The 23,655-nt window shown below is 71.6% G+C and carries 19 protein-coding genes; 12 read left to right on the top strand and 7 right to left on the bottom strand.

Translation table 11 applies throughout. From position 1 onward, the window contains the following. Positions 1 to 61: 61 nt before the first annotated feature. Positions 62 to 1,453 (bottom strand): lytic murein transglycosylase, encoded by a 1,392-nt coding sequence (locus ACGFIK_RS17410; RefSeq protein WP_393340216.1) that lies wholly within the window; start codon positions 1,451 to 1,453, stop codon positions 62 to 64. Positions 1,454 to 1,509: 56 nt separating this feature from the next. Between ACGFIK_RS17410 and ACGFIK_RS17405 the strand changes: the two genes are divergently transcribed. Beyond that, positions 1,510 to 1,725 carry a zinc ribbon domain-containing protein gene (locus ACGFIK_RS17405; RefSeq protein ID WP_327023954.1) on the top strand — a complete coding sequence of 72 codons (216 nt, stop codon included), beginning with the start codon at positions 1,510 to 1,512 and terminating at the stop codon, positions 1,723 to 1,725. 150 nt (positions 1,726 to 1,875) lie between these two features. Continuing rightward, complete coding sequence (locus ACGFIK_RS17400; protein WP_327023955.1) at positions 1,876 to 4,620, top strand: NB-ARC domain-containing protein; 2,745 nt, start codon at positions 1,876 to 1,878, stop codon at positions 4,618 to 4,620. 103 nt (positions 4,621 to 4,723) lie between these two features. Here ACGFIK_RS17400 and ACGFIK_RS17395 read toward each other — a convergent pair whose 3' ends face one another. The 3 genes from ACGFIK_RS17395 to ACGFIK_RS17385 all read right to left on the bottom strand — a co-directional run bounded on the left by ACGFIK_RS17395 (position 4,724) and on the right by ACGFIK_RS17385 (position 7,882). After that, positions 4,724 to 5,260, bottom strand: coding sequence for a phospholipase (locus ACGFIK_RS17395; RefSeq protein WP_327023956.1), 537 nt, complete (start codon positions 5,258 to 5,260; stop codon positions 4,724 to 4,726). Between the two features lie 177 nt (positions 5,261 to 5,437). Beyond that, positions 5,438 to 6,163 (bottom strand): methyltransferase domain-containing protein, encoded by a 726-nt coding sequence (locus ACGFIK_RS17390; protein WP_357530450.1) that lies wholly within the window; start codon positions 6,161 to 6,163, stop codon positions 5,438 to 5,440. 81 nt (positions 6,164 to 6,244) lie between these two features. Further along, positions 6,245 to 7,882 carry an ABC-F family ATP-binding cassette domain-containing protein gene (locus ACGFIK_RS17385; RefSeq protein WP_327023959.1) on the bottom strand — a complete coding sequence of 546 codons (1,638 nt, stop codon included), beginning with the start codon at positions 7,880 to 7,882 and terminating at the stop codon, positions 6,245 to 6,247. Between the two features lie 97 nt (positions 7,883 to 7,979). On the opposite strand from ACGFIK_RS17385, the gene ACGFIK_RS17380 reads away from it, so the two are divergent. The 3 genes from ACGFIK_RS17380 (at position 7,980) to ACGFIK_RS17370 (ending at position 9,629) form a co-directional block, all read left to right on the top strand. Then, the gene (locus ACGFIK_RS17380; RefSeq protein ID WP_327023960.1) at positions 7,980 to 8,732 is read left to right on the top strand and encodes an ROK family protein; all 753 of its coding nucleotides are present in this window, start codon (positions 7,980 to 7,982) and stop codon (positions 8,730 to 8,732) included. Between the two features lie 155 nt (positions 8,733 to 8,887). Beyond that, a complete protein-coding gene (locus ACGFIK_RS17375; RefSeq protein WP_327023961.1) occupies positions 8,888 to 9,259 on the top strand; it encodes a tetratricopeptide repeat protein in 372 nt (123 codons plus the stop codon). A gap of 115 nt (positions 9,260 to 9,374) precedes the next feature. After that, positions 9,375 to 9,629: a Smr/MutS family protein gene (locus tag ACGFIK_RS17370; RefSeq protein ID WP_013736060.1), complete on the top strand. Its 255-nt coding sequence runs from the start codon at positions 9,375 to 9,377 to the stop codon at positions 9,627 to 9,629. Between the two features lie 133 nt (positions 9,630 to 9,762). Here ACGFIK_RS17370 and ACGFIK_RS17365 read toward each other — a convergent pair whose 3' ends face one another. Then, positions 9,763 to 12,141 (bottom strand): M28 family peptidase, encoded by a 2,379-nt coding sequence (locus tag ACGFIK_RS17365; protein WP_327023963.1) that lies wholly within the window; start codon positions 12,139 to 12,141, stop codon positions 9,763 to 9,765. A 273-nt stretch (positions 12,142 to 12,414) separates the two neighbouring features. On the opposite strand from ACGFIK_RS17365, the gene ACGFIK_RS17360 reads away from it, so the two are divergent. The 7 genes from ACGFIK_RS17360 (at position 12,415) to ACGFIK_RS17330 (ending at position 21,270) form a co-directional block, all read left to right on the top strand. Continuing rightward, on the top strand, positions 12,415 to 13,551 hold the full coding sequence (locus ACGFIK_RS17360; RefSeq protein WP_327023964.1) for a fused response regulator/phosphatase: 1,137 nt from the start codon (positions 12,415 to 12,417) through the stop codon (positions 13,549 to 13,551). Continuing rightward, positions 13,548 to 15,359 (top strand): ATP-binding protein, encoded by a 1,812-nt coding sequence (locus ACGFIK_RS17355; protein WP_327023965.1) that lies wholly within the window; start codon positions 13,548 to 13,550, stop codon positions 15,357 to 15,359. Before ACGFIK_RS17360 ends, ACGFIK_RS17355 begins: the two co-directional genes overlap by 4 nt. Further along, positions 15,356 to 15,808 (top strand): response regulator, encoded by a 453-nt coding sequence (locus ACGFIK_RS17350; protein WP_013736029.1) that lies wholly within the window; start codon positions 15,356 to 15,358, stop codon positions 15,806 to 15,808. Before ACGFIK_RS17355 ends, ACGFIK_RS17350 begins: the two co-directional genes overlap by 4 nt. Next, positions 15,801 to 16,610 carry an inositol monophosphatase family protein gene (locus ACGFIK_RS17345; protein WP_327023966.1) on the top strand — a complete coding sequence of 270 codons (810 nt, stop codon included), beginning with the start codon at positions 15,801 to 15,803 and terminating at the stop codon, positions 16,608 to 16,610. The genes ACGFIK_RS17350 and ACGFIK_RS17345 overlap by 8 nt, the downstream gene beginning before the upstream one ends. A gap of 288 nt (positions 16,611 to 16,898) precedes the next feature. Further along, entirely contained in the window at positions 16,899 to 17,903 is a 1,005-nt protein-coding gene (locus ACGFIK_RS17340) for a hypothetical protein (RefSeq protein ID WP_327027408.1), read from the top strand. 36 nt (positions 17,904 to 17,939) lie between these two features. Then, complete coding sequence (locus tag ACGFIK_RS17335; RefSeq protein WP_327023967.1) at positions 17,940 to 19,493, top strand: fused MFS/spermidine synthase; 1,554 nt, start codon at positions 17,940 to 17,942, stop codon at positions 19,491 to 19,493. A gap of 70 nt (positions 19,494 to 19,563) precedes the next feature. Further along, entirely contained in the window at positions 19,564 to 21,270 is a 1,707-nt protein-coding gene (locus tag ACGFIK_RS17330) for a serine/threonine-protein kinase (RefSeq protein WP_327023968.1), read from the top strand. Positions 21,271 to 21,320: 50 nt separating this feature from the next. Here the strand turns inward: ACGFIK_RS17330 and ACGFIK_RS17325 are convergent, their stop codons facing one another. Beyond that, positions 21,321 to 21,992: a potassium channel family protein gene (locus ACGFIK_RS17325; protein WP_393340210.1), complete on the bottom strand. Its 672-nt coding sequence runs from the start codon at positions 21,990 to 21,992 to the stop codon at positions 21,321 to 21,323. Continuing rightward, a complete protein-coding gene (locus ACGFIK_RS17320) occupies positions 21,982 to 23,319 on the bottom strand; it encodes a potassium transporter TrkG (protein WP_327023969.1) in 1,338 nt (445 codons plus the stop codon). Before ACGFIK_RS17320 ends, ACGFIK_RS17325 begins: the two co-directional genes overlap by 11 nt. Positions 23,320 to 23,655 lie beyond the last annotated feature (336 nt).

Genomic DNA, 23,655 nt, shown 5'->3' with positions numbered 1-23,655 from the left:
CTTGCCGTCAAGTGCAGCCTGGGGGAAGTGTCCAGTTCTCCAATGTGTGGAAACGATCAATTTAAGTGCGGCTGGCCTGTCCGTACCGGTTGGCGGTGTTGAAGACATCTTGCGCGTATGGCCGGACGTTGTTGTACGACAGGATGGCGTTCCACCAGTCCCCTGGGATCGTCAGGTTGCGATTGCCCCGACACAGGTAGACCCCGGCGGCCAGCGCGGCGTCATGGATGTTGTGCGGGTCCTTGCGGCCGTCGTTGTCGGCATCCGCGCCCACCTCCTGCCAGGTGGTCGGGATGAACTGCATCGGCCCGATCGCCCGGTCGTAGGTGGTGTCCCCGTCCAGTGCACCACGGTCGGTGTCGGCGATCCGCATCCGGCCGCCCTGCCCGTCCAACGGCAGGCCGATGATCTCCGGGATGGCCCGACCGTCCGCCCCCAGGCGGGCGTTGTTGGCCTGCCCGTGCCGTGATTCGACGAAGCCGATCGCGGCCAGGGTCGTCCAGCTCAGACCGCAGCTGCGGTTGGTCTGGGCGAGGACCAGTTCGGCATAGCCGTACGCCTGCATGGCGACCGGGTCGATGCCGGCCTTGGCGCCGACCTCCCGGGCCCAACCGGCCAGGGCGTCGGAGGGGCGCCCACCGACCGGCCCGGCACCGGGCGGCGCCGCCGTGCCCGGCGCGTTCGGCGGGGTCATGCCGGGGGGCAGGGTGGCCAGGGGCGGAAGGGCACCGGGCGGAGGCGCCACCTCGGACGAGGGAGGTGCACCATCCGCCCCGGGCCCGTCGGTGGCGGCGGCCGGCGAAGGCCCGCCGATGGTCGCCGGTACCAGCATCGCGCCGGCCGTGGCGGTCGCGGCCACCAGCGCCAGGAGGAACACCCCGGGCAGGGTCAGCCGCCCACTCGGCCGCTTCGACCAATCCCGGGTAGCCCGAGCCGCCGCCCGAGGACCCGGCACCCGTACGGCGTGCGCGAAGCGGGTCCGACGGCGTCGGGCGACCGGTGCCGCCGAGTCCGGCGTGGACGACGCCGATGCCGTGGCCTCCCCGGCCTTACCGGTCGCTGGGCTGTCACTTCCGGACTCGGTCTTACCGGTCGCTGGGGTGTCGCTCGCGGAGTCGCCCTTACTGGTCGGTGGGGCATCGCCTCCGGACTCGGCTTTGCCGGTCGCTGGGGTGCCGGTTGCGGGGTCGGTCTTGCCGGTCGGTGGGGTGTCGCTTCCGGACTTGTCGGTTCCGGCCGCCGGCTCGGTCGGCGAGCGTTCGCCGGCGGCCTCGGGTGCGGGATCGCCCTTGAGGCCCGACCGGGACTTCCCGGTCGGCTCGGTGGAGCGCAGCCAGGGCCGGCGAGGTCGGGGCAGCCTGCTGATCCGACCCTCCGGCGCGACATCGGAGTCGGCACGCGGAGTGGCCGACCGTAGGGGGCGGTGGGGGGTGTTCTGGTCGCCGTCTGCCACCTGTCGAGTATCACCCATGTTTTCGCGGGCGCCAGGTTCGGTCGTACCCTGATGCCATGCCCCGGTACGAGTTCCGTTGCCGCGCCTGCGGCGACACCTTCGAGGTCAACCGTCCGATGGCCCGGGCCGGTGAGCCGGCGTCCTGCCCCCAGGGGCACTCCGACACAGTCAAGCTGCTCTCCACTGTCGCGGTCACCGGCCGCGGCGCCGGTGCCACCGGTGCTGCTCCGGCGTCCGGGGGTGGATGTTGCGGCGGTGGCTGCGGCTGTTAGGCCGTTCTGCGGGAAAGGCTGATGGCCGTCTTGCCCGGATGCGGGGTCTGATGGCACCTTGGGGCGGAGCCTCGACCGGCCGTTCTCGCGATGCGTGACGATTCGGCTTCGTGGAGTATGGGGTCGAGGCCAGGGGGAGGTGTCGCGCGGGTGTCGTCAAGGATCCACCTCCCGGCCGGCTGGGTGACTTTCGTCTTCACCGACATCGAGGGCTCCACCCGGCTGGCGCAGCTGCTCGGCCCGGGCTACCGGCCGGTGCTCGCCGAACACCGTCGGCTGCTGCGCCGGACCATCGCCGCCACCGAGGGGGCGGAGCTGCTGACCGAGGGCGATTCCTTCTTCCTGGCCTTCGACGACGCCAGCGCGGCCATCACCGCCTGCCTGACCGCCCAACGTGCCCTTCGGGAGCACGAGTGGCCGACCCCGGAGTCGGCGCCCCGGGTGCGGATGGGCCTGCACACCGGTTGGGCCGAGCCGCGCGACGGCGAGTACGCCAGCCCGGAGGTGCATCGGGCCGCGCGGGTGGCCGCCGCCGCGCACGGTGGACAGGTGCTCTGCTCGGCGGCGACCGCCCGGCACGCCGACCCGTTGCCGACCGGGGCATCCCTGCTGGACCTCGGGCTGCACCGGTTGCGGGGGTTCGACGACCGGGAACGCCTCTTCCAACTCGTCGCGCCCGGACTGGAGCGGCAGTTTCCCCGGCCGCGTACCGCCGACGCCGAGGCCCACAACCTGCCCGTCCAGGTGACCTCCTTCGTCGGCCGGCAGGCTGAGCGCGCCGACCTCCGTGAGCTTGTGGTGCGGCATCGGCTGGTCACCGTGCTGGGTGCCGGTGGTGGCGGTAAGACCCGGCTGGCCGTGGAGGTCGCCACCGACCTGGTCGATGAGTACCCGGACGGGGTCTGGTTCGTCGACATCGCCTCGGTCACCGACTCGGGGCTGGTGGCCTTCGCGATCGCCGCGGTGCTCGGGCTGCGTCCCGAGCCCGGACGCCCGATGATCGACACCCTGGTGGAGTACGCGGCCAACCGCCGGATGCTGATCGTGCTGGACACCTGCGACGCCCAGCCGTCGGCCTGCGCGGACGCGGTCACCCGGCTGCTGGCCGGTGGCAGTGGGGTGCGGGTGCTGGCCACCACCCGGGAACCCCTGGCCCTGCCCGGCGAGCTGGTGTGGCGGATCCCGCCGCTGTCGGTCGACCCGCCTGCGGACGGTTCCGAGAGCGACGCGGTCGCCCTGCTGCTGGACCGTACGGCGGCGGCCCGGGGCGGTCGACAGCCCGATCCGGCCGAGTCCGCCGACCTGCGTCGGGTGGTACGGCGGTTGGACGGCCTGCCGTTGGCCATAGAGCTGGCTGCGGCGCGGCTACGGGTGCTCTCGGTAGGGCAGCTCGCCGAACGCCTGGACGACGTGCTCGGCACCCTGGACGCCGGTCGGGACGACCCACCCCAGCCCTCGACCGCCGACACTCCGCGATCTTCGGGCGGGTCGACCGGCGACGAGCAGCCGGAGCTTTCGGTGCGTACGGCAGCCGAACGGCACCTGACCATGCAGGCCACCGTCACCTGGTCGTACCGGACCCTGGGCCCGCGGGCCGCGCGGCTGCTGCGTTGGTTGGCGGTGTTCGCCGGTCCGGTCGACCTGGAGACGGTGGAGTGGCTGCTCGGCGACGATCCACTGGACCCCCTCTCGGTCCTGGTGGACAAGTCCCTGGTCCTGGCCGAGCCGCACGCCTCGGGCTACACCTACCGGATGCTGGATCCGATCCGGGCGTACGCGGCCCGGCGGCTGGCCGAGGCCGGGGAGGAGCGGGACGCCCGCAACCGGCATGTGGCGTGGTCCGCGCACGCCCTCGAACAGGCCCATCTGGGCCCGGACGGGGAGCCGGTGACCCTGTCGTTGTACGCGCTGGATCCCCTGGCCGGGGAGGTGCGGGCCGCCCTGCGGTGGTGCGCCACCGGGGGCAGCGCCCGGATCGGGCTGCGGTTGGCCGGTGGCCTGGAACAGTGGTGGCGTGAGCGGGGGCTGGCGCGGGAGGGCCGACTCTGGCTGTTCCGCCTGTACGGCCGACTGGCGGAGACCGGCGAGGTGGTCCCGGAGGGAGAGCTGGCGGCGGCGTACCACCTGCATTCGCTGCATGCCGGCGCCGACGGCGAGTACGCCGAGGAACTGCGGTACTCGCAGCGGGCGGAGGCCGCTGCCCGGCAGGCCGGTGATGTCGGCCTGCTGGCCCGGGTGCTCGCCGGGCGGGCCGCGCCGCTGGTCGACCTGGGACAGTTCGCCGAGGCGGAGCGGATCTGTCGGGAGGTCATCGACTGGGCGCACGACCAGGGGGTGGACTCCGAGGCCTTGTTCGCCGTGTTCCGGCTGGCCGAGTTGCTGTGGCTGCGGGGTGAGCTGGACGAGGCGGCGGAACTGCTCGGGGCGGCCCGGCCGGTCGAGGCGGCCCGGCCGGTCGAGCGGGGGCGTCGCTCGGTGGACATGCTGCTCGGCATGGTCGCCTTGGCCCGGGGTGATCTGGTGGCGGCGCACGAGCACCTGCTGGCGGCGTTGCGGTCCCGGATGCACCACGGCTTCCACGGCCGCGCCTGCGACACCCTGAACGCCATCGCCGTACGGTGTGCTGTCGGGGGTGCGCCGCTGACCGCGGCCCGGCTGTTCGGTGCGGCCCAGGTGACCCGGGCGACCCTGCGGTCCACCCCCGGCATCTATGACGCCTACTGGATGCAAGAGCAGGCCGCGCTGCGTCGGATCCTCGGCGACACCGCCTTCGACGAGGCGTACGGCGAAGGCGCCGAGCTGGGCCTGGACGAGGCGGTGGCGCTGGCCCTCGGTGTCGAACATCCCGACCTGGCGGCCGACTCGGACCGGTTCGCCGGCCGAGGGGTGTCGTAGCGGGCCCTGTCAGTCCGCTGCCACCGCCGACTGACCCGTTCGCGGGCGCCCCACTGCGGGCCCGGCGACCGTGGCCGGCCGGGCCCGCGGTGGGCTGCGGTGGTCAGGATCGGGCGTATCGCTCGGCTTCGGCCTTCATCCGGGCGGCCCGGTCGATGTCGGCCTGGGACACCGCGGCAACCGAGCCGAAGACGGAAACCGCCTGGTAGTAGGTCCAGGCGAGGCTGGTGCAGGCCGGGCGGACGACGGAGTTGTAGGTGGCGCAGACCCGCTTCAGGTCCTCGTAGAAGGCGCTGTCCAGGCGGGACTTGTTGGCGCTGAACTGGCCGACCGCCTTGTAGTTGCGGTAGCCGAAGTCGTGCCGGAAGCAGGCGTTGGAGAACTTGAATCCCAGCGGGTTGTCCGGGCTGGACGAGCAGTAGTCCGTGGACCAGTCGAACTTGTACTCCGCCCAGGCGGCACGGTTCTGCCGGGCCGAGTTCCAGGCGTTGTAGCTGCTGGCGCTGGTCTGCGTCCAACTGGACAGCACGGACAGCTTCTGTGCCGGGGTCACGGCGGCGGCCGCCGGGGAGGCGGCGGCGACCACGGTGAGCAGCGCGAATACGCCCGAGGCGAGGAGGGTGGCGAGTCGTCTGGGCATTGGGGGAACCTCCGCTGGGGGTGGGGGGCGGTGGGGGTTACCGGCGAGTCACCGGCGTCATCAGTGTCGATCAATGCCTTGGCGGCTCGGTGTTACTCGCGGGAAATATTGATGACCGGTGCTGAAACAGACGAATCCCCGGGAGCCTGAGCTCCCGGGGATTGCGCCAGGTGGCGGCTAGTCGAAGAAACGGGCCAGGTGGGCGGGGGAGGGGGCGGGGTCGTCGGGCCCCAGGGGGGTCAGGTCCGCGAAGATGGAGGCGCCGTCCGTGCCGGCGTGCAGCGGATACCACCGGGGGGTGCCCGGCGGGCGCATCAGGCAGACCCCCTTGATCGTCTGTACGTCCAGCAGTCGCACATGGGTGGGGTCGGCGACCGCGTTCACATGCCCCCACCAGGGGCTCATCACATGCAGTACCCCGCCGGGGCGGAGCACCCGGTGGCACTCGTCCAGCAGCGGCAGGAAGTCGATCAGGTGCTCCAGGATGTGCACCGCGAACAGCACGTCCACGGAGTCGTCGGCCAGCGGGAGGGAACCCGACAGGTCGGCCACCGCATCCACCCCGGGCGCGGGGAAGATGTCCAACCCCAGATTGCCCGGCCACTGCTTGGTGGCCCCACACCCCAGGTCCACCACCACCGGGTCGCGCCCGCCCACCCGTACCCGGCACCAGATGCCGAATACCCCGGCCAGGCGGCCCACCTGGTCGCGTACCAGCCGTAGTTGGGCCGGGTCCGCCACCTCCCCGGTCAGGTGGGCGACCCCCCGGTCGAAGCGGACCTCGACTCCCAGCGGGCGCAGCCGATCGTCGTGCCGGACCTGGTCCGTCCACGCCTCGGTGAGGAACTCGTCCACCGCCCGTAGCCGCTCGCCCGAGGGCGCAGTGCGTGCCAGTGCCACCATCCAGGCCACCTCCGGCGGCCCGTTACCCGGATAGCTGCCCGGTATGCGTCGGTTATCCCAGAAGATGCCTGGCGCCTCGGGTCAGGACTCCACGATCCGCCCGGCGGTAACCTCCAGCCGGCGGTCCAGGCGTACCGCGTCGAGCATCCGCCGATCGTGGGTCACCAGCAGCAAGGTGCCCGGGTAGCTGTCCAGGGCCGACTCCAACTGCTCGATGGCCGGCAGATCCAGATGGTTGGTCGGCTCGTCCAGCACCAGCAGGTTGACCCCCCGCCCCTGCAACAACGCCAAGGCGGCCCGGGTCCGCTCCCCGGGGGACAGGGTCGCGGCCGGACGCAACACATGCTGGGCCCGCAGCCCGAACTTGGCCAGCAGGGTCCGGGCATCGGCGGGGGACAGATCCGGTACGGCCGCCCGGAAGGCGTCCAACAGTGGCGCGTCCCCGAGGAACAGCCCTCGGGCCTGGTCCACCTCGCCGACCACCACCCCCGGGCCCAGAGCGGCCTGTCCGCAGGCCAGCGGCAGCCGGCCGAGCAGGGCACCCAGCAGGGTCGACTTGCCGGACCCGTTCGCCCCGGTCACTGCCACCCGGTCGGCCCAGTCGATCTGCAGGTTCACCGGGCCCAGGGTGAACTCGCCTCGGCGTACCACGGCGTCTCGGAGGGTGGCCACCACGGCGCCGGCGCGAGGTGCGGCGGCGATCTCCATCCGCAGTTCCCACTCCTTGCGGGGCTCCTCGACGACGTCCAGCCGTTCGATCAGCCGCTCCGTCTGCCGGGCCTTGGCGGCCTGCTTCTCGCTGGCCTCGGAGCGGAACTTCCGGCCGATCTTGTCGTTGTCGGTGGCCTTGCGCCGGGCGTTACGGACCCCCTTCTCCATCCACGACCGCTGGGTCCGGGCCCGTGCCTCCAGACCCGCCAGGGTGTCGGCGTACTCCTCGAACTCGGCGCGTGCCTGGCGGCGCGCCACCTCCCGCTCCTCCAGGTACGCCCCGTACCCGCCCCCGAACTGGTTCACCTGCTGCTGGTGCAGGTCCAACTCCAGCACCCGGGTCACCGTCCGGGACAGGAACTCCCGGTCGTGGCTGACCAGCACCGTGCCGGCCCGCAACCCGGTGACGAACTGCTCCAACCGGTGCAGGCCGGCCAGGTCCAGGTCGTTGGTGGGCTCGTCGAGCAGGAACACGTCGTACCGGCTGAGCAGCAGTGAGGCCAGCCCGGCGCGGGCCGCCTGCCCACCGGAGAGGCCGGTCATCTCCTGATCCAGGTCGACGGCGAGGCCCAACTCGGCCGCCACCTCCTCGGCCCGCTCGTCCAGATCCGCCCCGCCCAGTCCGAGCCAGCGCTCCAGGGCGTCCGCGTAGGCGTCGTCCGCCCCCGGCCTGCCGGCCGTCAGGGCCTCGGTCGCCGCGTCTAGGGCGGCCTGCGCGCCGGTCACCCCGGTACGCCGGGCCAGGAAGGCCCGTACCGTCTCGCCGGGTCGCCGCTCCGGCTCCTGGGGCAGATGCCCGATGCTCGCGCCGGGCGGGCTCACCGTGACGCTGCCGCCCTCCACCGGCAACAACCCGGCGAGGGTACGCAGCAGGGTCGACTTGCCTGCCCCGTTCGGCCCGACCAGGCCGATCACGTCCCCCGGGGCCACCACCAGGTCCAACCCGGTGAACAGGGTCCGGTCCCCGTGGCCGGCGGCAAGGTCCTTGACGATCAGCGTGGCGCTCACAAGGAGCCGAGCCTACCCGCGTACCCGTCGGCGGTCTGCGGATTAACCACCCCCTGGTTCCTCGTGCCGGCCGAGCGGCACGAGGCAGACTCAGGTCGTGCAGACCACTCTGGCGATCGACTGCGGTGGCGGTGGGATCAAGGCATCCGTCCTGGACAGCGCGGGCACCATGCGGGCGCAGCCGCTGCGGGTACCCACGCCGTACCCCCTGCCTCCAGAACTGTTCGTCAAGACCCTGCTGGAGCTGGGCGCCCGGCTGCCCTCGGCGGACCGGGTGACGGTCGGGATGCCCGGCATGATCCGGCACGGGGTGGTGGTGGCCACCCCGCACTACGTGACCCGCTCCGGCCCGCGTACCCGGGTGGACCCGGCCCTGCTCGCCGAATGGTCCGGGTACGACGCCCGCAGCGCCCTCGCCGATGCCTTCGGGCTGCCGACCCTGGTGCTCAACGACGCCGAGGTGCACGGTGCCGGGGTGGTCGCCGGCACCGGCTGCGAGCTGGTGCTGACCCTGGGCACCGGGCTGGGCAGCGCCCTGTTCGACGGCGGGGTGCTCGCCCCGCACCTGGAGCTGTCCCACGCCCCGGTGCGCTGGGGCACCACCTACGACACCTACATCGGCGAACCGGAACGCCGTCGGCTGGGCGACGCCTTCTGGTCCCGACGGATCCGCCAGGTGGTGGACGGGCTGCGCCCGGTGTTCCGCTGGGACCGGCTCTACCTGGGCGGCGGCAACTCCCGACTGATCCGCCCGGAACAGCTCGCCCGGATGGGCGACGACGTAGTCGTGGTACCCAACAGCGCCGGCATAGTCGGCGGGGTCCGCGCCTGGGACCTCAAGCTCCGGTGAAAGGAAGGGCACCTTATTAACGCCTCGTGTAGAGGAAGGGCCCCTGCTTAACACCGCTGCCTGCGCGGGGCGGGAGGAGCACGCGGGAACAGTCGCGGTCCGGCCGTTGTTGTGCGAGCGTCAGAACAGCGCTGCGACGGGAGAGGGTGGTCAAGATGGATCTTCTGGCCGAGTACCGACGGGCGAATCTGTTCTTCGAGTCGGGCGACCCCACCGGGGCGGCCCGACTGCTCGAACCGATCATCGAGGCCGAGCCGGACAACGCCGCCGTACGGCAACTGCTGGCCCGGGCGTACTTCCAGTCCGCCCAGCTCGGTCGCGCCGAGGAGCACCTGCGGGAACTGGTCGACCGCAACCCCAGCGACCACTACGCCCACCACGTCCTGGGCCGGACCCTGGAGCGACTGAACCGGCACTCCGACGCGCTGCGCCACCTGCGCATCGCAGCGGCCATGCACGGCGCCAACGACGACTACCGGACCGCCCTGCGCCGGGTCGAGACCCGGCTGGGGACCAGCGCCCGCTGACCATCGGAACCCTCGAAGGGGCAGCCCACCCGGGCTGCCCCTTCGAGGGTTCCGGCCCCGGCAACCACCCTGCCTACCATGGGCACATGGGAGCCGACCGGACGGTGGACGCGCCATGAAGCTGAAGCTGGACCTGCACGACATCTTCAACAAGGGTCACGACATCGACCGGGCGCTGCGCGGGATCATGGACGAGGCGGTCGCGAAGAAGGCCACCCTGGTCGAGATCATCCCCGGCAAGGGCTCCGGCCAGCTCAAGAAGCGGGTGCTGCGCTTCCTGGACCAGAAGGACGTCAAGCAGCTCTACCACCGGGTAGAGAAGGACTCCAAGAACTTCGGCCGCCTCTTCGTCCACTTCCGCTGGAAGTAAGACCCCCACCCTCCCCGCCTCTCCCACCCCACCCCGCCGATCTTGCACTTTCGGTCGCCTTTCTGCGGAGTATGTCCGCTTTGCGGAGACCAAAAGTGCAAGATCGCCGGGGAGGGAGAGGGGAGGGCGAGGGCTAGAGGGGGTAGGTGCGGGCTACGGCGAGCATTTCGGAGGTGTGGGAGCCGACCACGCCTACGTGGGGTGGGCGGGGGCGGAAGCCGGGGATCTGGTCCAGGCCGTCGCTGACGTCTTGGGCGCGCAGGGAGACCTGTGCCGCCCGGGGTTCTACGGTCAGGGTGATCTCGATGCCCTCCGGGGGCGGGGCGTGGAAGACCACCCCGAAGCCCCACCGGCCCTCGCGTGTCTCGATCGGCACCGGCCGGCCGGCCACTGTGGCGCTGCGAACCGTGGCCGTGGAGGTGTCGAGGTGCAGGGTGGCCAGGCGTACCTGTCGTTGGGGGGTCAGCCGCAGGCGCAGGGTGCGCTGCCCGGCCGTGCTGGTGTCGGCCAGCACCTCCAGCCGGGGTGCGGGCAGTGGGGCCGCCTGCGCCGGGCCGCCCAGCAGGTCGGTGTGGGCCAGGCCGGGGAAGTCGTCCGCGATGGAGACCGGCCCCTCGACGTACTGTGCGGTCCAGGGTTGGGGGTCGGTTTCGCGGCTGAGCCAGCGGGCCTGTCCGGTGTCGGCGTCCAGGGCGTACATCAGGTGGGTGGGGGTGGGGTGCGCGGCGTCGAACCGGTCGACGGCCAGCCCGACCCCGGCGAGCACGATCGCGGCCAGGGTGGCGGCCCCGGCGGGCAGCGCGCCGAGCCGCCGGGCCCGCAGGGCCACCAGGCCCCGCTGGCCGCCGGCCTCGGGGTGCAGCAGGTCCACCACCGGCAGGGCGGCCAGGCCGAGCAGGACCGCGAACAGTGCCGCGACACCCCCCATGGTCATGCCCAGCGCCGGGAACAGCAGCACCACCACGGGCAGCAGGACGACCACGGCGACCGCGCCGGCCAGGGTCACCGCGATGACCGGTACCGGGCCCTCGATGCGGGCGGCCACCGCGACCAGCCCGGCCAGGGCGCCGGCCAGGGCGGGCAGGGTCGCCAGGTACGCCCCACCGGGCACCAGCACCGCGAGCAGTACGCCGAGCAGCGCCAGCCAGCCCAGTCCACCGATGGCAAGGGCGGCGGGACCGACCCGTCGACGGGTCAGGGCGTACCAGGTGAACAGCACGGCGGCGGCCAGCGCCAGCACCGCCAGTCGATACCAGGTCGGCCGGTACGGGTCGAGCAGCATCGCGTAGCTGGGCCGGATGGCGGTGATCGCGGCCCAGAGCAACTGCGCGCCCAGCGGGGCTACCACGATCGGCACCAGCGCCAGCCCGAACCCGGCTGCCAGCCGGCCCCCGGTGACCCGACCTCGACGCCGGGCCAGCCAGGCCAGCACGATCACCCCGGCCAGCGCCAGCAGGGCCAGCGGCAGCACCAGCGGCCCGGGGTAGCGGGCCAGGCCGCCGGGGATCGGGAAGTAGGTGGCGTCGTGTCCGGCGTCCAGGTCGGTCAGGTCGATCCGACCGAATTCGCGGGCCATGGCTAGGGTGTTGGCGCCGTGGTGCTGGAGGCTGGCCCGGTCCATCGACCCGGGGGTGTCCAGCGGGGTGTGGTAGATCGCGCCCCCGTCCAGATAGGCCGAGTTCAGCCCGACGAAACCGTGGTCCAGGAAGGCCGTGAAGTCGGTGTCGTTGGGCAGGGCGCGGTAGACCTCCACGGCGAAGGAGGTGCCGACGGGATGCGGCGCGGCCCGACCGAAGACCTCCACCAGCGCGGCGTTCCGCGGCGAGGTCTCGAACATGATCACCGGCCCGGTGCGGCCCCGCGCCTCCAGGTTGAGCACCACCCCCTTCTCGGCGGCCAGCCGATGGTCGGCGGCGAAGGCGGAGGCCCCGCACAGGCAGGCCTCCTCCGCGTCGGTGAGCACGAAGACGACCTCGTTGCGCGGGGCCGGTCCGTTGGTCAGCGCCCGGGCCACCTCCAGGATGGCGGCCACCCCGGCCCCGTTGTCGTTGCCGCCCGGCCCGGTCTGCACGGCGTCGTAGTGGGCCACCAGGAACACCGTGCCGGTCGGGTCGGTGCCGGGCAGCCGGGCCACCACGTTGCGGACCCGGGCCAGGGTGGCGCCGGCGGCGGCTCCGCTGAGCTGACCGGCCTCCTCGGCGACGGTGTCCTGTACCTCCGGAGTCAGGCCCAGTTTGCGGAGTTCGGCCTCCAGGTAGGCGCGGACCTCGTCGTTGGCCGGGCTGCCGGCGACATGCGGCCCACCGGCGACGACAGCCAGATGGGCGTACGCCCGACCGGCGCTGAACTCCTCGGCCGGTGCGTCCGTGGGGCGGGGTGTCGGGGGGCGGATGTCGAGCAGGGCCAGGGTGCCGACGGCGGCCAGCGCGACCAGAGCCGCCAACGCGGCCAGCCCGCGGCGACGGGGTCGGGACAGGGCACGATCGGCAGCGGGGCTGGGGGGTGCGCCCACGGACGGCTCCTCGGGGGATGGGACCTGGGGGGTGCACATCATCCTCTATGCCACGCCAGGGCGCTCCGTCGTGTTGTGTGCGAACGTTGTCTAATACAGGATCAGCGGGGCACTCGGAAGGAGCCCGACATCACCAGCGAACTCCCGCCGGTCACGGCGGTGGCCCGGGCACACCGGGGGACCGGCACGACCGGTCCCTCCGTCGTGTCATGGCCGTACCCGCGAGGTGGCCTGGGAGGTAATCCCAACCTCCCGCCGGGGGAGCGGCTGCGGGTGCTGCTGGTAGAGGACGACGAGGGCGACGCCTTCCTGGTCGGTGAGCTGCTGGCCGAGACGAACTCCGGCATCGACCTGGTGGTCGCCACCAGTCTGCGCGAGGCCCGCCGCCGGATGACCGGGGTGGACTGCGTACTGCTGGATCTGGGTCTGCCGGACGCGCAGGGGCTGGACGGCCTGCGGCAGGTGTTGGAGATGTCCGGCAGCGCGGCCGTCTGTGTGTTGACCGGCCGCAGCGACGAGCACCTGGGCATCGTCGCGGTCGCCGAGGGGGCCCAGGACTACCTGGTCAAGGGCCAGGTCGACGGGGTGCTGCTGACCCGGGCCCTGCGGTACGCGGTGGAGCGTAAGCGCGCCGACGAGAACGCCCGCCGACTGCGCGAGGTGGAGCTGCGGCAGGCCGAGTCGGCCCGGTTGGAGCGGGGTCTGCTGCCCCAGCCACTGATGTCCACCGACAAGATCGCCGTGCACACCTTCTATCGGCCTGGCCGACACGCTGCCCTGATCGGTGGCGATTTCTTCGACGTTGTGCAGACCCGTCCGGATCGGGTCGACCTGATCGTCGGTGACGTGTGCGGGCACGGGGTGGACGAGGCGGCGCTCGGGGTCGAGTTGCGGGTGGCCTGGCGGGCCCTGATCCTGGCCGGGGTGCCGGACGACGAGGTACTGCCCGCCCTGGAGCAGGTGCTGATGAGCGAGCGCCGACTCCAGGAGATCTTCGCCACGGTCGCCACGGTGCGCCTGGACCTCGACGCCAACCGGGGCATCGTACGGCTGGCCGGTCATCCTCCGCCGGTCCTGCTCTCCGGAGGGCGGGTGGCCCCGGTGCCCGCACCGGGTGGCCTGCTGCTCGGGGTACGCCCACGGCGCCCGGTCGCCTTCGATCTGAAGTTCGACACCGAGGACTGGTCTCTGCTGATGTACACCGATGGTCTGATCGAGGGCCGGGTGGGCGAGGGCGACGAACGCCTCGACGTGCCCGGTCTGACCCGACTGTTGCAGGAGCCGGACGGCCGCCGCGTCGCCCTGCCCGAACTGCCGGCCTGGCTGGTCGGGCGGGCTGAGCAGCTCAACGGCGGCCCCTTCGCCGACGACGTGGCGATGCTGCTGGTCACCCGGGGCGGTGGCCGGTGAGCGTAGGGGTCAGCTGGTGGACGCTGCGCCGGCGGGTGCTGGCGCTGCTGGGTGTGGTCGGGGTGCTGCTGCTCAGTGTCGCGGTGGCCGAGGCGGTCGTGGCCTCCAAGAACCGCGAGTACACCGACGTGCTGCTGATGGAGGTCGGCCCGCTGCGGGTGCAGGGCCAGGAGATGCTCAACGCGCTGCTGGACCAGGAGACCGCCGTACGCGGGTACGCGGTGACGGCGGACCCTGAGGACCTGGCCCCGTACGAGCAGGGCCTGGCCCAGGAACGGGCCACCGCGCAGGAGATCCGGCAGCTGTCCGGCAAGTACCCCGAGATCGTGGCGGATCTGCAGGCGGTGGAGCAGCAGGCGGACGAGTGGCGGCGCGCGGTCGCCCAGCCGGTGATCGAGACCACCCGGACCAGCGGCACCGAAGCCGGTCAGGCCCTGCTGACCGACGAGACCCGGCAACGGTTCGACGAGGTACGGGGCGCGGTCGCCGCCCTCCAGGAGGAGATTCTCACCGCCCGGCAGGCCACCGCCCGCAACGTGGAGCAGACCGGCAACCTCCTGGTCATCCTGCTGATCGTCGCCGCCCTAGTGGTGGCCGTGGCGGGTATCGCCCTGCTGCTGGCGCTGGACCGGATGGTGCTGCGGCCGTTGACCGCCCTGGCCGGGCAGGTCAGGGAGGTCGTCACGGGCGACTACACCCATCGGATCGTCGGTGGCGGGCCGCCGGAGTTCCAGCGCCTCGGCGCGGATGTGGACGCCATGCGTCAGCGGATCGCGGCCGACCTGGCCGAGGTACGCGAGGCGCGGGAGCGGATCGAGTGGGTCAACACCCAGTTGCAGAAGCAGGCCGAGGAGTTGACCCGGTCCAACCGTGACCTGGAGCAGTTCGCCTACGTCGCCTCGCACGACCTGCAGGAGCCGCTGCGCAAGGTGGCCAGCTTCTGCCAGTTGCTGCAACGCCGGTACGCGGGCCGCCTCGACGAGCGGGCCGACCAGTACATCGCCTTCGCGGTGGACGGCGCCCAGCGGATGCAGCGGCTGATCAACGACCTGCTGGCCTTCTCCCGGATCGGTCGCCTCACCGCCGGGTTCACCGAGGTCAACATGAACAACCTGATGGCCGAGGTGGCCGCCCAGACCGAGCCGGCCCGGCAGTACGCCGACGCCGAGCTGACCTGGGACGACCTGCCGGTGATCCGGGGCGAGGAACCCCTGCTGACCAACCTGCTGGTGAACCTGGTCAGCAACTCGGTCAAGTTCCGCCGACCCGAGGTGCCGCCGAAGGTGCACATCTCAGCCCGCCTGGTCGGCGAGGAGTGGGAGATCAGCTGCCAGGACAACGGCATCGGCATCGAGCCGGAGTTCGCCGACAAGATCTTCGTGATCTTCCAGCGGCTGCACGCCAAGGACGCCTACCCCGGCACGGGCATCGGGCTGGCCATCGTCAAGAAGATCGTGGAATATCACGGGGGTCGGGTCTGGGTGGACACCGACGTACCCGAGGGCACGGCCATCCGTTTCACCCTGCCGGCCCGACCGGAGGATGTCACGGCCGCCCAGGCCGACCAGCCGGCCGGAGCGGTGGCGCCGGATTCGGACGCGGAAGGCCGCGACGGAGGCGAGCAGCCCGAGGGTGCGGGTACGGTCGGCGCGGACGCTGACCCGGATTCGGTTCCCGAGGCGGACGACCAGGCCGCCGGGGCGCAGCGGAGCGGGGTGGCCCGCCAGGGCGGCTCGCAGGAGGCCGTCGGCGGGGACGCCGGGTCGGGTAGCGGCGAAACAGGTGGGATGAAGGAGGCGGTGAGATGACCGCGCCAGCGGACGGCAACAGCCCGATCGAGGTGCTGCTCGTCGAGGACGACCCGGGCGACGTGCTGATGACGCGGGAGGCGTTCGAGGAGCACAAGCTGCGTAACCGGCTCAATGTCGTCTCCGACGGTGCCGAGGCCCTGGCCTACCTGCGCCGCGAGGGCCAGTACGCGGACGCCGTGCTGCCGGATCTGATCCTGCTCGACCTGAACCTGCCCCGCCGGGACGGCCGGGAGGTGCTGGAGGAGATCAAGAACGACGAGCAGTTCCGCCGCATCCCGGTGGTCGTGCTGACCACCTCCCAGGCCGACGAGGACATCCTGCGCAGCTACCAGTTGCACGCGAACGCCTACGTCACCAAGCCGGTGGACTTCGAGCGGTTCATCTCGGTGGTCCGACAGATCGACGAGTTCTTCGTCAGTGTGGTGAAACTGCCGCCGCGTGGCTGACACCCTGCTCGACGACGTCGCCGGACTGCTGCGGGAGACCGCGGACCGGATCGTACTGCCGTCCTTCCGTCATCTGGACGCCGCCGACGTGATCGAGAAGGCACCCGGTGAGCTGGTCACGGTCGCCGACCGTAGGGCCGAGGAGGCGATCACCGCCGGGCTGCGCCGGCTGCGGCCGAACTCGCTGGTGGTCGGCGAGGAGGCGGTGGCGGAGGATCCGGGCCTGCTGCGCCACCTGCGGTCGGAAGGGGAGGTGTGGCTGGTCGACCCGATCGACGGCACGGCCAACTTCGCGGCCGGTCAACGTCCCTTCGCTCTGATGATCTCGCTGCTCTCCGGCGGTGAGCCGGTGGCCGGCTGGATCTTCGATCCGCTGGCGGAGACCCTGGCCACGGGTTGGCTGGAGACCGGAGTCCACCTCGACGGTCGCCCGCTGCGTCTGCCGACCGAGGCGCCCCCGCTGGGCAGCCTGCGGGGCGCGGCGATGACCAGGTTCCTGCCGCCGGCCTCCCGGCGGACGGTCGAGGCCGGTGGCGCGCGGGTCGGTGAACTGCTGCCGGGTCAGCACTGCGCCGGCCGGGAATATCTGGACCTGCTGACCGGGGCCCAGCAGTTCGTGATCTTCTGGCGCACCCTGCCCTGGGACCACGGTCCGGGCACCCTGCTGGTGCGGGCCGCAGGCGGGGTGGCCCGCCGCTTCGACGGCGCGGACTATCACCCCGCCGACACCGAGCACGGCCTCCTGGTCGCCGTCAACGACCAGGTCTGGCACACAGTCCACGAAACCCTCCTCCCGATCTGACCTCCGTTGAGTTGATCAAGAAGTTTTGGTCTTCCGCAGCCCGGATCAAGACCAAAACTTCTTGATCAGCGAGGCATGAGGGCGGAGGGTGAGGTGGGGGTTGCGGTGGGTTGATGATTGACGGGTGTGGGGGTCGGGGGACTGGTCGGGGGTGCTGGTTCCGGTATTCTGACCGGCGGTTCATCGCCAGCAGGCCGCCGATCGGCGCCGGCGGGGACCGCCGCCGCGCAGTGGATCTCACCAAGGGGGGCCGGCGGACGACGAGAGGATGCTTTCGTGCGCAGGTCCATGCCCGTGCGGCGGCGCTCGCATCGAACGCTGATCGCCCTGCTCGCCGCCGTCATGATGTTGTTCGGCCTCGGCGCCGTGCCGGCGTACGCGGAGCCCAACGAGGGGGGCAGCAAGAAGCTGCGGGACACCCTGGAGGCCACCGCCAAGGCCCACATCGAGGCCAAGCGCAAGCTCGACGGCTCCAAGAAGCGCCAGAAGAAGATGGCCAAGGAGCTGTCCGAGCTGGAGGAGCGGCTGGCCGAGCTGAGCCTGATGGTCGGTGAGGTGGCCGCGCAGTCGTACCGGATCGGTCGGCTCAGCGCCGCCGCAGCCCTGCTGGACAGCGGCACCCCGGAGGCCTTCGTGCAGCGGGCCGCCAGCCTGGACATGATGGCCCAGCGGGACGGCCGTCGGGTCCGCGAGCTGGCCGAGGCCCGTGAGCAGACCCGCCAGGCCAAGCTGGCGATCAACGCCGAGGTGCGCGAGCAGACCAAGCAGCTAGCCGTGATCGCCAAGAAGAAGAAGGAGACCGAGGCGGCCCTGGCCGCGGTCAGTTCGGGCAGCAGCGGCGGCTTCAGCGGCGGCAACTCCACCTCGGCCAAGCCGGCACCACGCAACGCCAACGGCTCCTGGCCGTCGGAGTCCTGCTCGGTGAACGACCCGACCACCTCGGGCTGCATCACCCCGCGCACCCTGCACGCCCTGCAACAGACCCAGGCCGCCGGCTACAAGCGGTACGTCTCCTGCTACCGCAGCGGTGGCTCGGGCGAACACCCCAAGGGCCGGGCCTGCGACTTCTCCGCCGCCACCAACGGCTTCGAGGACCGCACGGCCACCGGCGGGGACAAGGCGTACGGGGACAGTCTGGCCGCCTGGCACGTACGCAACGCCGATCGGCTGGGTGTGCTGTACGTCATCTGGTACCGGCAGATCTGGCACCCGGGCACCGGTTGGCGGTCGTACGGCGGCAGTGGCAGTCCCGCCGCGGACCACACGAACCACGTTCATCTCTCGATGTACTGACCCGGGGCCGTCGCGACGCTGCGTACCATGCCCACGATGAACTCTCCATCGCCTGACCTCGCGGCACCGGCCGCCTCGGCCGATCCGACGACCCCACGGGCCCTGCCCAACGGGCTCGCCGCCTTCCTGGTCTTCTACTCCAGCGGCGCCGTCCTGGTGCTGGAGACCGCGGCGCTGCGCCTGGTCGGGCCGTACGTCGGGGTGACTCTTCAGGTGACCAGTTCGGTCATCGGCATCGCCCTGGCCGCGATCGCCTACGGGGCCTGGGCGGGGGGTTGGCTGGCCGACAAGCGCAATCCGCGTACCCTGCTGGCCCCTGCCCTGGTGCTCTCCGGCATCGCCACCGCGATCACCCTGCCGGCGGTGCGGTACGCCGGTGAGGTGCTCACCGGCGGCACGGCCGGGGCCATCCTGCTGCTGGTGGCGGTCGCCGTGTTCGCCCCGGCGATGCTGCTGTCGGCAGTCACCCCGCTGGTGGTCAAGCTGCAACTGGCCGACCTGCGCCGTACCGGTCAGGTGGTCGGTCGGCTCTCCGGCATCGGCACCCTGGGCGCGGTCACGGCGACTTTGGGCACCGGGTTCGTGCTGGTCGCCGCGCTGCCCAGCACGGTCATCCTGTTCGGGCTGGCCGCCTCCCTGGGGATCACCGGGATCGCCCTGGGGGTTTACCTGCACCGCCAGGACCGGGCCACCCTGCCCGGTCCGGCCCGGGTGAAGGCGGCGCTGGCGGTGCTCGGCCTGGTCGGTGCCGGGCTGACCATGGTCGCCCCGAATCCGTGTGACGTGGAGACGGCGTACCACTGCGCCAAGGTCGAGGCCGATCCCGGCCGGGAGAACGGACGCACCCTGCTGCTCAACTCGGCCCAGCACTCGTACGTGGATCTCGCCGACCCGACCTACCTCCAGTACGCCTACACCCGGTGGATCGGCGCGGTGGCGGACGTGATGGCCCCGGAGGGGCAGCGGCTGGACGCCCTGCACCTGGGCGGGGGCGGCTTCACCATGCCCCGCTACCTGACCGCCACCCGGCCCGGTACGGACAACCTGGTGTTCGAGATCGACGGCGGGCTGGTCGACCTGGGGGAGCGGCTGCTCGGCGTACGCCAGGGGCCGGACCTGCGGGCGGTGGTGGGTGACGCCCGGATGCTGGTGGCCAAGGAGGGCACCGACAGTCGGGACTTCGTGGTCGGGGACGCCTTCGGCCACCTGGTGGTGCCCTGGCATCTGGCCACCCGGGAGATGGCCGCGGACATCCGGCGGGTGACCCGGCCGGGTGGGGTGTACGTGCAGAACGTCATCGACTATCCGCCGCTGCGGTTCATCCGCAGCGAGGTGGCCACCGTGGCGGCCGAGTTCCCGCAGGTGGCCCTGATCGCCCCGCCGGAGGCCCTGGCCGGGGAGCAGGGGGCCAACTTCCTCATCGTCGCCTCCGACGCCCCGCTGCCGCTGGCCGCCATCCGGGCCCGGCTGGACGCCGCCAACGAGCCGGTCAGCCTGCTCAGCGGCGGGGATCTGACGGACTTCGTCGGGGAGGCCCTGGTGCTCACGGACGACTACGCCCCGGTGGATCAACTGCTGGCCACCGCCTGATCGGGTGAATCCGCGACCGAATCCGTTCAGAAAGGTGTAGGCGGGTTCGCATCGGGCAACAAGGCCGACCATGGGTGCAGAGGTACGCAGGGGCGCGCAGCTGCTCGGTGAGCGGTACCGGCTGATCGAGCAACTCGGCACGGGCGGGATGTCCGTGGTCTGGCGCGGCTACGACGAGGTGCTCGGCCGGCAGGTCGCGGTCAAGGTCCTCGCCTCCCGGCTGGCCAGCGACCGGGCCTTCCGCCACCGGATCCGCACCGAGGCCCAGGCCGCGGCCCGGCTCTGCCACCCCAACATCACCAATGTGTACGACTACGGCGAGTCCCAGCAGGTGGGGCTGACCCTGCCGTACGTGGTGATGGAGTTGATCGACGGTGCTCCGCTGACCGCCCGGCTCGCCGGTGTGGGCACCCTGCCCTGGCGGGAGGCGGTGACCATCGCGGCCGAGGTGGCCTCCGCCCTGGCCACCGCGCACGCCCGGGGGGTGGTGCACCGCGACGTCACCCCGGGAAACGTCATGCTCACCCCCACCGGCGTGAAGGTGGTCGACTTCGGTATCTCCGCCCTGGTGGGGGAGAGCGAGAAGGGCACGGACGGCACCCTGCTCGGCACCCCGGCCTACCTGGCCCCGGAACGCCTGGACAACGGCCAGGTCAGCCCGGCCACCGACGTGTACGCGGTGGGACTGCTGCTCTACCGGATGCTGACCGGACGGCTGCCCTGGCAGGTGGAGACCACCACCCAGATGCTGCGGGCGCACATGTACCGCGAACCCGAACCCATGCCCCCGGTGCCGGAGTTGCCGGCCGGGGTGGCCGAGCTGATCCACCGTTGCCTGGCCAAGCGGCCCGCCGACCGGCCCGGCACGGCCGAGGTGGCCCGGACCCTGGCCGAGGTGATCGGGAAGGTGCCCCGGGTGCCGGTGTCCCCGGCCGACCAACCGGCCGATGCGATGTTGCTGGCCAGTGCGGGCACCACCATCCTGCCCTGGTCGGCGGCGACGGATGCCATGCCGCTGATGGGTCTGCGTACCCGGCGGCGGTTGGACCGGCGGCGGCGGGCCGAGGCGGCGGTGGCCGCGGTGGCGCTGATGGCCGTCACCGCAGCGGTGTGGGGGGTGACCTCCCGCAGCCCGGCCAGCGGCGGCATCGACCAGCCCACCCAGGCCCGGATGGGCGGTGAGCAGCGCATCCCGTGCCAGGTCTCGTACGCGCTGCGCAAGGACTCCGGCAAGGAGTTCACGGCCGAGTTGAGCCTGACCAACACCGGGGAGCGGGAACTGCGGGACTGGACGGTCCGCTTCGCCTTCCCCGGTGAGCAGCAGGTGACCGAGGCCAGCCCGGTGCCGGCCCGCCAGCAGGGGCGCGCGGTGGCACTGCTGGCCACCCCGCAGCGTCCCGCCCTGGCTCCCGGTGCCACCGAGAAGCTGAACCTGACCGGCACCTACACCGGCACCAATCCGCTGCCGGTGGAGTTCCGCCTGGGTGACGAGCAGTGCGGGGTGCAGGTGTCCGGCATCGCCGGCAGTGCGCCGACCCCGAAGCCGGTGAAGGCCGCCGCCGGTTCCGGTGGCAAGGCCGGTTCGGGGGGCTCGGGCAGCTCCGGCAAGTCGAAGAGCAAGTCGGAGAAGGCCAAGCCGGAGAAGAAGGACGGCAAGAAGGGTGGCCCCGGCAAGAAGGAGCAGCAGGCCAAGGGCACCCCGGCGAAGGGCAAGCCGGAGAAGAGCAAGGCGGCCAAGCGGGGCAAGTCGCACCGGCCTCCCCGCCGGAAGGGCTGAGGATCTGCGGTACGCCCCAGTCAGAACAGGTCAGGTCGGGTCAGGTCAGGTCAGGTCAGTGAGGCGAAGGCATGGACCTGCTCGATGGTCCCCTCGACGATGACGAGGTCCTCGGGGCCCAGGCGCAGGCTGTCCGAGACGTAGCGGTACCCCTGCTCCTGCGCCGGCTTGATCCCGATGATCCGTACCCCGTGGCGGTCGAGCAGTTGTTCCTCGTTCAGGTGGTGTCCGGCCAGGGCCGCGGGTACCGGCATCTTCGCGATGGCGAAGGCGTCCCCGAACTCCATGAAGTCGAGCATCCGGCTGGCGATCAGGTGCGCCAGCCGTTCGGCGGTCTCCTTCTCGGGGAAGATCACATGGTGCGCCCCGACCGCGGAGAGGATCTTCGCGTGCTGGGTAGAGGTGGCGCGTGCCCAGATCTGCGGCACCCCCAACTCGACGAGCGCCAGCACGGTGAGCACGCTGGACTCCACGGAGGCCCCAATGGCCACCACTACCCGGCTCAGGTCGGTCAACCCGAGTTGGCGCAGGGCCCGGTCGTCCGTGGAGTCGGCCTGGGTCACCTGGTCCAGCAGGTTCGACCACTTCTGCACCCGCTGGGCGTCATGGTCGATGGCGAGGACCTCGTGACCCAGGGCGCTGAGCGATTCGGCCAGGCGGGAGCCGAACCGGCCGAGGCCGATCACGGCGATGGGCCCCGGATCCGGGCGGTTAGCCGACAATGGGTTGCTCCTCTGGATAGCGGTAGAGCCGACGCCGGGTGTTCAGCGCGATCGCCGAGCCGAGGGTCAGCGGCCCGACCCGGCCGATGTACATCAGCACGGTCAGCAGGAGCAGACCCGCGTCGGACAGGGCCGAGGTCACCCCGACGGAGAGGCCGGTGGTGCTGAAGGCCGAGGTGATCTCGAACAAGGCGGCGTCGAACGGCACCTGGTGGGTCATGGCGATCAGCAGGAGGGTGCCCACGGCCACGATCGCGACGCTGAGCAGGGCTACCGTCAGGGCCTGCCGTTGGCTGGCGGTGGCCACCCGACGATGCCCCACGGTGACGTCCGGCTCGCCCCGCATCTCCGCCCAGATGATGAAGGCGAGCAGGAAGAAGGTGGTGACCTTGATGCCGCCGGCGGTGCTGGCGCTGCCGCCACCGATGAACATCAACCCGGTCAGCAGGGGATGGGTCTCCTCCCGCAGGCCGGCGATGGGCACCACCTCGATCCCACCGGTACGCGACAGTGCGATCTGGGTGAAGGCGGCGAGGATCTTGTCGCCGACGGCGTACGGGCCGATGGTCCGGGCGTTGCTCCACTCGATCAGCAGGAGGACCAGGAAGCCGAGGAGGACCAGGGCGAGGCTGCCCCAGATGGTCAGCTTGGTGGCGACCGCCCACCGGATCGGGTGGCGCCACTCGCGGACCGCCTCGAACAGGGCCGGGAAACCGAGCCCGCCGATGATGCTGCCCAGTGCCAGGGGCAGACAGACCCAGGGGTCGCGGGCCAGGGACAGCAGGCCGTGCGGGTAGAGGGAGAAGCCGGAGTTGTTGAAGGCCTGGATGGCGTGGAAACCCGCCGACCACAGGGCTCGTCCGAGCGGATAGTCGTACCCCAGCCAGAGCCGTACGGTGACGATGGCCGTCATCGCCGCCTCGCAGGCCAGCACGGTCGCACCGATGCGCAGCAGCAGGCGACCCAGGTTTCCGATGCCGTACTCCAGGGTCTCGGCCTGCACCAGCATCCGGTTGTGCAGGCCGAGCCGTCGGGAGACCGTCAGGACCACCAGGGCGGCGCCGGTGAGGATGCCCAGCCCGCCGATCTGGGTGAGGACCATGATCACCACCAGGCCGGTGGTGGACCAGAAGGTCGGGGTGTCCACCGAGGTCAGCCCGGTCACCGAGATCGCCGAGGTGGCGGTGAACAGGGCGGTGAGCAGCGGCGCCGGTTCGTGTCGGGGGGCCGTCATCGGGGGCAGCATCAGCAGTCCGGTGCCGATTCCGATCGCCACCAGGAAAGCGAGCGGCACCAGCCGTACGGGGTGACGAAAGAACCGGTGCACCAGACAATCTTCCGATTTCCGGCGATCTCGAACGGAGGGAAATCGGAATCCCGAGGTAGATCTTGGACAGTTGCCGCTACCCGAGAACGGAAACTGTCCAAGATTGCCCGCCCGAGGGGCGGTCGGGCGGGTAGCGGTGGACGACACAGGGTGGGAGGTGGCCGTGGGATATGCGGCCATGGTCTTCCCGGGAGGACGCTGCCGGGTTCTCCTGGCTGTAACCGGAAGCCATCCACCTCGGGCCACTTGTGTGCACAGGCCACATAGCCCGTGGGTGATGTCACTTCTAGCGTGAGCCGACACATAAGGTTTCTCTCCCTCTGAGTCCTCACGTGG

The sequence above is a fragment of the Micromonospora sp. NPDC048871 genome (assembly GCF_043198155.1).
GTDB lineage: Bacteria > Actinomycetota > Actinomycetes > Mycobacteriales > Micromonosporaceae > Micromonospora.
The sequence above is the reverse complement of the archived record's forward strand: the minus strand, read 5'-3'. Positions and strand labels throughout refer to the sequence as shown.